This window comes from Halobacterium bonnevillei (assembly GCF_009831555.1).
GTDB lineage: Archaea > Halobacteriota > Halobacteria > Halobacteriales > Halobacteriaceae > Halobacterium > Halobacterium bonnevillei.
The window spans coordinates 1-8933 of sequence record NZ_WUUU01000127.1; the positions used below are offsets into that span (position 1 = coordinate 1).

Sequence of the window (8933 nt, forward strand, 5' to 3'; positions counted from 1 at the left end):
GACGGACGCGCGGTGCATGCCGTCCGACAGCAGGTCGTCGGCGCGCTCCGCGAGGGCGCGCGCCAGCAGGACGACCGCGGTCGACCCGTCGCCGACGCTCTCCTTCTGCTGGACGGCGCCGTTGCCCACCATCACTGCGCCCGGGTGTTCGACGTCGAGCGTGTCGAACAGCTGGTGGAGGTCGCTCGTGACGACCGGCTCCTCGCCGGTTAGGACGAGCTTGTGGCGGCCCTCCGGTCCGTAGAGCCCCGCTGCGAGTTCGCCGAGCTGTACTGCGCCGTCGAGGACGTCGACGTCGTCGAGCGAGTCAGAGGCGGTGATCGGGCTCGGCTCCATTCACTAGTATAGGATACCTTCTCACATCTAAGCCTTTCTTTATACTGAGTTTAATCGAACCAGGATTCACGGAACTGAGTTGATTCTTCTGAACAGATTTATATGTGGTCCGGCGAGTATCCGTTGGTAACAATGAGCACGGAAGTCCGAGGGGAGCGCGAGGCGCGCTCAGAGGAGACGGTCATCGAGATGCAGAACCTCCGCAAAGTCTACGACGACACCATCGTCGCGGTCGACGACGTCGACCTCGACGTCCGCGAGGGCGAGTTCTTCACCATCCTCGGGCCCTCGGGCAGCGGGAAGTCCACGCTCCTCCAGATGATCAGCGGCATCGAGACGCCGACGTCCGGCGAGATCCGACTCGGCAGCGACGTCGTCAACGACGTCAAGCCGTACAACCGGAAGACGAGTCTCGTCTTCCAGGAGTACGCGCTGTTCCCGCACATGACCGCCCGCGAGAACGTCGAGTACGGCCTGATGCTCCGCGGCGTCCCGAAAGCCGAGCGGCGGGAGCGCGCCGACGACATGTTCGAACTGATGGACCTCGTGGGGAAAGAAGACCGGAACATCCAGGACCTCTCCGGCGGCGAGCGCCAGCGCGTCGCGACGGCGCGCAGCCTCGTCATCGAGCCGGACGTCCTCCTGCTCGACGAAGTGCTGGGCGCGCTCGACGAGAAACTGGCCAAGGAGATGCAGGTCGAACTCAAGCGCATCCAGGAGGAAGTCGAGAAGACGTTCGTGTTCGTCACGCACAGCCAGGAGGAGGCGTTCTCGATGAGCGACCGCATCGCCGTGATGAACGAGGGCGACGTCGAACAGGTCGGCGAACCGCTCGACATCTACAAGAACCCGGCGACGGAGTTCGTCGCGGACTTCCTCCAGATGCCGAACCTCGTCACCGGCACGGTCACCGCCGTGGGCGAGGACGTGGTGACCGTCAGCAGCGGCGGCCTGGACTTCCAGATCGCGCGCAGCGAAGTCGGGACGGTGCCGTCGGTCGACGACGACCTGACGTTCCTCGTGCCCAACGAGCGGCTGTCATTCGGCGACGGCCAGACGAACTCGTTCTCGGCCGTCGTCGCGGACACGATCTTCAAGGGGCCGCACACGGAGTACGCGCTGGAACTGGAGACCGGTCGGAACCTCCGCGCGCACCAGACGACCGGCGAGACGCTGTTCGCCGAGGGAGAGACGGTCGAGGTCGGGTTCGAACCCGACGCCGTCTCCGTGTTCGACTGACACCGGCGACTCGTCGGCCGGAGTCCGCTCGGAACTGGCGCACGCGGCGACTTCGACGACTCTCGTTCAATTTCTTCCACAATATTCGGACGGGGTGCGAGAAATCCGGCACCCAAAGACTAATATTGCGAATCCGCCGTATTCCACCAACGTGCTAGACCGTGTCTTGATTGCGAACCGGGGCGAGATTGCTATCCGTATCATCCAGGCGTGCCGCGAACTCGGCGTCGACGCCGTCGCGGTGTACAGCGATACGGACGAAACAGCGAAACACGTTCGGCTCGCCGACGACGCCTACCACATCGGGCCGTCGGTCGCGCGAGAGAGCTACCTCAACCAGGAGGCCATCATGACGCCGCCCGGGAAGCGGACGTCGACGCCATCCACCCGGGCTACGGGTTCCTCGCCGAGAACGCCGAGTTCGCGGCGAACGTCGAGGACAGCGACTTCAAGTGGATCGGCCCGCCCAGCGACGTGATGGCGGACTTCGGGGAGAAGACGAAGGCGCGGACGATCATGGACCGCGCGGACGTCCCCATCGTCCCAGGGACGACGGACCCCGTCGAGAGCGCCGACGACGTCCGGGCGTTCGCCGACGAACACGGCTATCCCGTCGCCATCAAGGCGGACGGCGGTGGCGGCGGCCGCGGCCTCAAAGTCGTCCGCTCCGAGGCGGAGATCGACGACCAGTTCGAGGACGCGAAACGCGAGGGGGAAGCGTACTTCGACAACGCGAACGTCTACGTCGAGCGCTTCCTGGAGAACCCCCGCCACATCGAAGTCCAGATTCTCGGCGACCAGCACGGGAACGTCCGTCACCTCGGCGAGCGCGACTGCTCGACGCAGCGCCGCCAGCAGAAACTCATCGAGGAGACGCCGAGCCCCGTTCTCGACGAGGACACCCGCGCCGAAGTGTGGGAGGCCGCGCGGCGCGGCGCAGCGGAAGCCGGGTACGTCAACGCCGGCACGTTCGAGTTCCTGTACGAGGACGGCGACTTCTTCTTCCTCGAGGTGAACGCCCGCATCCAGGTCGAACACGCCATCACGGAGGTCGTGACCGGCATCGACATCGTGAAGTGGCAGCTCCGGATCGCGGCCGGCGAGCCGCTGTCGTTCCCGCAGTCCGCGGTGGAACCCCGTGGCTCCGCAATCGAGTTCCGAATCAACGCCGAGGACCCGGGCAACGACTTCGCGCCGATGCCCGGCGAAGTGACGACGTACCGGCCACCGACCGGGATCGGGACGCGCGTCGACGACGCCATCGACCAGGGCGACCGCATCGCGCCGTTTTACGACTCGATGTTCGCGAAGTTCATCGTCTCCGGGGAGGACCGCGACGAAGCCGTTCAGCGCGGCCTGCGCGTCCTCGAGGAGACGACCATCGAGGGCGTGCCGACGACGATTCCGTTCCACGAACAGGTCCTCACGGACGACCGGTTCCTGAACGCCGAACACACGACGAAGTTCGTCGACGAGGAACTCGAGGTCGCGGGCGGCGAGTAGCCGACTCGCGGCCGTTTCAGTCGTTCTCGTAGCCGGCTGGCCGACGCCTCAGTCGTCCATAACGATGTCTTTCAGGGTGTCGAGGTCGTAGTTCCGCAAGGGAATGCGTTCGTTCTTGATGGTCGTGATGGCGAAGTTCGTGCTGGTTCGCTGGATGGCGTCGATGCCCTCGTAGGCGACGACGAGTTCCTCGACCATCTCGCGGCTCGAGAGGTGCGCGATGACGATGAAGTCGGTGTCGCCCATCGTGAAGTAGACCTGGTTGACGCCCTGGATGGCGCTGAGTTGCTCGCCGACCTCCTCGTGGTACCCCTCCTCGTAGTCGGCCATCACTTCGGTGATGACCGTCAGGTTCAGCCCGATCGCCTTGAGGTCGAGGTTGAACAGTTCGTCCTCGACAATGCCGTTCTCGCGCAATTTCTCGAGTCGGTAGTGGACTGTCGATTTCGGGATGCCGGTCTCCGCTTCGATCGCTTTCGGACTGGGTTCACCAACCTCCGCGACCGCCTTAAGTATCTCGACGTCTTGCTCGTCCATACTCGGACTGAATACAGTCGTCGAATGTAAATGTGTCCGTTCTCCGGACTTCTGGCGGGCCACGTCTCGAAAGCGGTCTGACAAAGACCTCTCCCATCGGACTTGGTTTGATATTATCCACCTACACCGCAAAATATACGAAATGAACTTCGTTTCCCGGACCAGAAAACCGTATAAATAGGAATCTTGATGTCCGGCCCGACGTAGTACTGTGTATGGCTCCGAACAGTGATACCGAGAATCATGGTGACGAATCACGCCGTGGCTTCCTCAAACTCGCCGGCGGTGTCGCGGGCGCCTCCACAGTCGGGGGGCTCGCCGGCTGTCTCGGCGGTGGCGGCGACGGCGACGAGGGCGACGACGACCAGACCGACCAGACGGAAGCGGACGGCGACCAGGACACCCAGACGGACGACGGCGGCGACTCCGTCAGTGAACTCTCGTACTGGGGAGTCGGCACGACCAACCCCGAGGACTGGTCCGGGTTCGAGGACGAAACCGGAATCAGCGTCAACTACTCCGCGGCGGCGTGGAGCCCCGGCGAGACGGTGACCAAACTCGTGCAGGGTACCGCCTCGGAGAACTTCCACCTCGCGGGCAACGACACCACGCTCACGGGCGTCCTCGCCGAGCAGGACGTCATCCACCCCACGAACCTGCAGGACCTCCCGAACTGGGAGCACGTCTACGACGAAGTCAAGAACAGCGGCCCGACCGAGATCGACGGCGAACAACACTCGCTGTCCAGCGTGCAGAACGGCGACTCCGTCGCCTACCTCACCGACGAAGTCGGCGACCCCGGGAGCATCGACTCCTACGGCATCCTCTTCGACGAGGAGTTCAAGGGGAAGACCTCCCTGGAGGCCGGGTGGGCGACCGCCTTCCACAAGGTCGCGCTCTACCTCCAGCACAACAACATGGCCGACATCGAGAACATCGAGGACCCGACCGAAGACGACATCGACGCCGTCGTCGACTTCCTCCTCGAACAGAAGAACGACGGCCAGTTCCGCACGTTCTGGAGCGGCTGGCAGACCGCCGTCAACCTCCTCTCGAAGAAGGAGGTCGTTGCGATGGACACCTGGGAGCCGGTCGTGTTCGCGCTCCGCGACGAGGGCATGAACGCGGAGTACCTCGAACCGAAGGAGGGGTACTCGCTGTGGGCCATCGGACCGTGGCTGACCAACAAGGGCGCGGAGAACCGCGACGCCGCCGAAGACCTCGTGAACTGGATGATGGGTGGCTGGTACAACGCCCAGATCACGACCATCCGGGGCTACCTCTCGTCCAGCGAGCTCGGCATCGACTACGCCGAGGACTCCGAGGACTTCGACGCGGAGTTCATCGAGCAGCGCCACGAGGAAGTCCGCAGCCGGTTCAGCGACGACGTCAGCGTCTTCGGCAACCGGTACCCGGAGACGTTCAGCTACATGAACTCGCAGTGGAACCGCCTCACCTCGTAACCCGTCGCGCAGGTATTTCATGGCTCACGACAACTCCAACCCGACCGGTAGCGGTGACCGCAGCGGTGTCGACTTCTCGGCACAGCAGCGGCTCCCGGCGGTCATCCGACCGCTGGTCGACAACGACCGACTCCGGTTCAGCCTGCAGGTCCTGCCCTGGCTCTCGATCCTGGGACTGTTCGTCTTCCTGCCGCTGGCAGCGATCTTCGTCTGGAGCGTCGCGATCCCACAGCCGTTCGGGTTCGAACTCGGGTTCACGCTCGAGAACTACCAGGCGTTCTTCGACTCGTACCGCGTCGACACCTTCTGGACGACCATCAAGGAGGGCGTCATTCAGGTCGCGCTCGCGCTCGTGTTCGGGTTCCCCATCGCGTACTACGCGGGCGTCCTCAAGCGCGACTCGAAGTACACGTTCCCGCTCATGCTGCTGTTCGCCATTCCGTTCCTCACAAGCTACATCCTCCGGACGCTGTCGTGGATCTCCTTCCTCGGCAGCGACGGCGTGTTCAACAGCATCCTGCTGTTCGCGGGCGTCATCAACGAACCGCTCGGGTGGCTGCTGTACTCGACGTTCGCCGTCCGCCTGGGGATGCTCGCGAGCTACCTCCCGTTCATGATCTTCCCGGCGTGGCTCGCGATGAGCCGCATCGACGACGAGATCCTGCACGCGAGCGCGGACCTCGGCGGCTCGCCGCTCGCGACCATCCGCCACGTCGTCATTCCGCTGTCGATTCCGGGACTGCTCATCGGCGCCGTGTTCGTGTTCGTCGGCGTGCTCGGCGAGAGCGTCGTCCCCGTCCTCCTCGGCGGCGGCAACATCTCCCTCATCGCGACCATCATCGACAACGCGGTGAACTCCGCGCGCCTCCCGCTGGCGAGCGCGATCAGCGCCATCGTCTTGCTGTTCGCGGTGGCCCTGTTGCTCGCGTGGGAGTACGTCTACGGCCTCAAAACGGTGGGTGAGATATAGTGAGCACGAGCTCTTCCCGCCTGAGCGCCGTCCTGCGGACCGACCCGACGGTGTGGCTGTCGGACGTCTCCAAGGACCGGCTCTGGAAGGCGTTCATCGCGTTCTGGATCCTGTTCATCCTCGCGCCCCCGATCATGCTGGTGTTCATCTCCCTGGACACCGCCTCGTACGTCCGCGTTCCGCAGGGGCTCACGCTCGCGAAGTACGACCTCATGCTGCAGAGCGACCCGCTCATCACCGCGATGGAGCGGTCGCTGAAACTCGCCGTCGTGACGATGATCGCCGCGCCGCTGCTGGCGCTGCTCGCGGTGCTGTCCTACCGGAAGACCACGTACAAGGCGCTGTTCGTCGGTGCGATGATCCTGCCGCTGTTCGTCCCCGGCGTCGTGCAGGGCTTCAGCCTCCTGATGCTGTTCAAGCAGATCGGCTTCGGGCAGGCGTTCGTCGCCACCGCCATCGGGCACGTCATCTGGGCGTTCCCGTTCGCGTTCCTCGTCATCCTGACGAGCATGTCGACGGTCCGCGACGACGTCCTGCTGGCGAGCGCGGACCTCGGCGCCAACGAGTTCGAGACGTTCCGCCACGTCATCCTGCCCCAGATTCGGCCGGGCGTCATCAGCGCCGTCATCTTCAGTTTCGTGCTGTCGTTCAATGAATTCTCGCGGACGGTGTTCCTGCAGTTCGGACAGAACACCATCCCGACGTACGTCTTCGCGAAACTGCAGGTGGAGCTGTCGCCGGAAGTGTTCGCGATTGCGGGGCTGACGGTCGTCCTGTCGTTCGTGTTGATCGGCGCCGCCATCGCGGTGCTGTACCGGTCTAGTTCGCAGGAAGCGACGGAGTGACGCGGCGGTAGCGTCTCCCGTTCGGCGATTCGAGTCTATTGCGTTCCGAACTCTCGATTCGCGTGCGTCTACGCAGTCGAACAGACGGCCCAGCAGTCACACGGCTGCCGACGCAGCCGCTCACGCGCGAGCGGAACGCTCCGTGAGCGGTTCGCAAAAAACGGGTGAAACGAGAGCGCGGGCGCTGTGCGACCTCAGACGATCTCGTGGAGCGGCGCGAGTTCGATGTCGTGTTCGTCGATGCGGTCGTGGATGGCCTCGAGGATGTCGACGGCGTTCGGCGTGTCGCCGTGGATGCAGATGCTGTCCGCCGGTACGTCCAGTGTCTCACCGTTGACTGCCTCGACGGTGCCCTCGGTGGCGATGCTGACGAACCGGTCGGCGACGTTCTCCGGGTCGCGGGTCTCTTTTTCCTGTTCGACGATGAGGCTCCGGTCGGGGTTGTAGTCGAGGTCGACGTACCCCTCGAAGACGGCGTCGAGGTCGTCGTACTCCTGGGTCACCTCGTAGATGTTCATGTCCGTCGCGAGGTAGATGAGGTCGTCGTCGACGTCGAGGATGCCCTCCATGACGGCGCGGGCGTGGTCGGGGCTCTCCGAGAGCATCGAGTACATCGCGCCGTGGGGTTTGACGTGCTGGAAGGTGACGCCGTGCTGGTCACAGAACGCGCGGAGCGCGCCGAACTGGTACGTGACGTAGTCCCTGACTTCCTCGGGTGTGGCGTCCATCTTCCGGCGGCCGAAACCCATCTTATCGGGGAGGCCGGGGTGGACGCCGACGCCGACGTCGTGTTCCGCCGCGAGCGCGACGGTCTCGCGCATCACGTGGGGGTCGCCGCCGTGGTAGCCGCCGGCGATGTTCGCCGACGAGATGTACGGCATCACGTCCTCGTCGCGGCCCATGGTCCAGTTCCCGAAACTCTCGCCCATGTCGCAGTTTATGTCAATCTGTACCATGTGGGTGGATTTCGCGCGCGACGTATAATAGATTTTGGGACGCATTCGAACTCGAAGCGCTGAATGCAACGAGTACTGGTAACCGTGGAATAGTTCGACTCACATCCGAATACGCTAGGCGAGCGTCGCGGCAGCCAGCAGCCCCACGAAGCCGAGGGAGACGAGCCAGTCCGCTCGCGTGAACGACATTCGCGGCGGGGTGGGATTCCAGGCGAAACACCGCGCCTTGAGCGCCAGCGAGAAGCGGTCCGCGCGCTCGAACGTCCGGTTCAGGCCGGCGAGCGCGACCGTCTGCATCCGCTCGTGGAGGCGGCGCTTGTCGCCGAGGCGCGCCTGGCTGTGCGGCGCGCGCGCTCTGCAGGTCCGCGAGCAACACCGGCAGGAACCGCAGCACGAACGACGTCCCGGCCGCCAGGAACTGCCCGGGTTTCCCGGGGACGAGCCGCGAGATGGCGGCCTGCGTCTCCGAGACGGGGGTCGTCTGCACGTAGACAGCGCTCGCGAGCAGGATGGCGGCGACGCGGAGGCTGTGCAGCGTCGCCTCGATGCCGGCGTTGACGTCCACCCACGGCGGGCCGAGCGTGAGTGCGCGCGTCAGCGTCGCAATCCCGAGGAGTACGAACGGGAGCGCGTACCCGGTGAGGACGCTGCGCGGCCGCACCCTCGCCAGCGCCATCCCGCCGAGGACGAGCGCCCACACGACCGGCAGCGCGAGCGAGTCGCTCCACGTGAACGCCAGGAGCGCGACGACGAACTGCCCGAGCAGCTTCGTACGCGCGTCGAGGCGGTGGACGACGGTGTCCCCGGGGTCGTACGAGAGGCCGAGGTCGGTCACGGCTGCCGCACTCCGAGGTCCGGGAGTCGTTCGTGCACGGTTTCGTAGTCCCCGTCGGCCGCGATGGTGCCGTCCCGGAGGACGACGACGCGGTCCGCGAGGTCGGCGACGTCGCGCAGATCGTGGGTCACCACGACGACGCTGGTCCCGGCCGCCTTCAGGGCCGCGAGCCTGTCACGGACGGCTTCCTGGGCGGGCGCGTCCAGCCCCGTGAACGGTTCGTCCAGGACGAGGTGCGCCGGCCGCATC

The 8933-nt window shown here is 65.0% G+C and carries 8 protein-coding genes and 2 pseudogenes; 5 read left to right on the plus strand and 5 right to left on the minus strand.

What is annotated here, in order from left to right; translation table 11 throughout:
* The coding region (locus GRX66_RS13515; protein ID WP_325064117.1) for a TCP-1/cpn60 chaperonin family protein at positions 1 to 336 on the minus strand (336 nt) is incomplete at its 3' end.
* Between the two features lie 132 nt (positions 337 to 468).
* Here GRX66_RS13515 and GRX66_RS13520 point away from each other — a divergent pair.
* Together GRX66_RS13520 and GRX66_RS13525 are read left to right on the plus strand one after the other, a co-directional pair.
* Positions 469 to 1575 carry an ABC transporter ATP-binding protein gene (locus GRX66_RS13520; RefSeq protein ID WP_159527033.1) on the plus strand — a complete coding sequence of 369 codons (1107 nt, stop codon included), beginning with the start codon at positions 469 to 471 and terminating at the stop codon, positions 1573 to 1575.
* 151 nt (positions 1576 to 1726) lie between these two features.
* Positions 1727 to 3078: pseudogene (locus tag GRX66_RS13525) on the plus strand (acetyl-CoA carboxylase biotin carboxylase subunit).
* Positions 3079 to 3126: 48 nt separating this feature from the next.
* Here the strand turns inward: GRX66_RS13525 and GRX66_RS13530 are convergent.
* Positions 3127 to 3615 carry an Lrp/AsnC family transcriptional regulator gene (locus GRX66_RS13530; protein ID WP_159527034.1) on the minus strand — a complete coding sequence of 163 codons (489 nt, stop codon included), beginning with the start codon at positions 3613 to 3615 and terminating at the stop codon, positions 3127 to 3129.
* A gap of 215 nt (positions 3616 to 3830) precedes the next feature.
* On the opposite strand from GRX66_RS13530, the gene GRX66_RS13535 reads away from it, so the two are divergent.
* From GRX66_RS13535 to GRX66_RS20040, 3 genes are read left to right on the plus strand one after another with little or no spacing between them, the layout of a single operon-like run.
* Entirely contained in the window at positions 3831 to 5078 is a 1248-nt protein-coding gene (locus GRX66_RS13535) for an ABC transporter substrate-binding protein (protein ID WP_159527035.1), read from the plus strand.
* Between the two features lie 19 nt (positions 5079 to 5097).
* The gene (locus GRX66_RS13540; RefSeq protein ID WP_159527036.1) at positions 5098 to 6048 is read left to right on the plus strand and encodes an ABC transporter permease; all 951 of its coding nucleotides are present in this window, start codon (positions 5098 to 5100) and stop codon (positions 6046 to 6048) included.
* The gene (locus tag GRX66_RS20040; protein ID WP_159527037.1) at positions 6048 to 6893 is read left to right on the plus strand and encodes an ABC transporter permease; all 846 of its coding nucleotides are present in this window, start codon (positions 6048 to 6050) and stop codon (positions 6891 to 6893) included. The genes GRX66_RS13540 and GRX66_RS20040 overlap by 1 nt, the downstream gene beginning before the upstream one ends.
* A 194-nt stretch (positions 6894 to 7087) precedes the next feature.
* On the opposite strand, the gene GRX66_RS13550 is transcribed toward GRX66_RS20040, so the two are convergent.
* The 3 genes and pseudogenes from GRX66_RS13550 to GRX66_RS13560 form a co-directional block, all read right to left on the minus strand.
* Entirely contained in the window at positions 7088 to 7849 is a 762-nt protein-coding gene (locus GRX66_RS13550; RefSeq protein WP_159527038.1) for a LamB/YcsF family protein, read from the minus strand.
* Positions 7836 to 8684, minus strand: a complete 849-nt coding sequence (locus GRX66_RS13555; RefSeq protein WP_325064118.1) for an energy-coupling factor transporter transmembrane component T family protein — start codon at positions 8682 to 8684, stop codon at positions 7836 to 7838. Before GRX66_RS13555 ends, GRX66_RS13550 begins: the two co-directional genes overlap by 14 nt.
* A pseudogene (locus GRX66_RS13560) lies at positions 8681 to 8933 on the minus strand (energy-coupling factor ABC transporter ATP-binding protein); the annotation flags it as partial. The pseudogene GRX66_RS13560 and the gene GRX66_RS13555, both read right to left, overlap by 4 nt.

Coding starts and splice junctions, on each gene's coding strand:
- GRX66_RS13520 (WP_159527033.1), top strand. CDS start 469: ATGAGCACGGAAGTCCGAGGGGAGCGCGAGGCGCGCTCAGAGGAGACG.
- GRX66_RS13530 (WP_159527034.1), bottom strand. CDS start 3,615: ATGGACGAGCAAGACGTCGAGATACTTAAGGCGGTCGCGGAGGTTGGT.
- GRX66_RS13535 (WP_159527035.1), top strand. CDS start 3,831: ATGGCTCCGAACAGTGATACCGAGAATCATGGTGACGAATCACGCCGT.
- GRX66_RS13540 (WP_159527036.1), top strand. CDS start 5,098: ATGGCTCACGACAACTCCAACCCGACCGGTAGCGGTGACCGCAGCGGT.
- GRX66_RS13550 (WP_159527038.1), bottom strand. CDS start 7,849: ATGGTACAGATTGACATAAACTGCGACATGGGCGAGAGTTTCGGGAAC.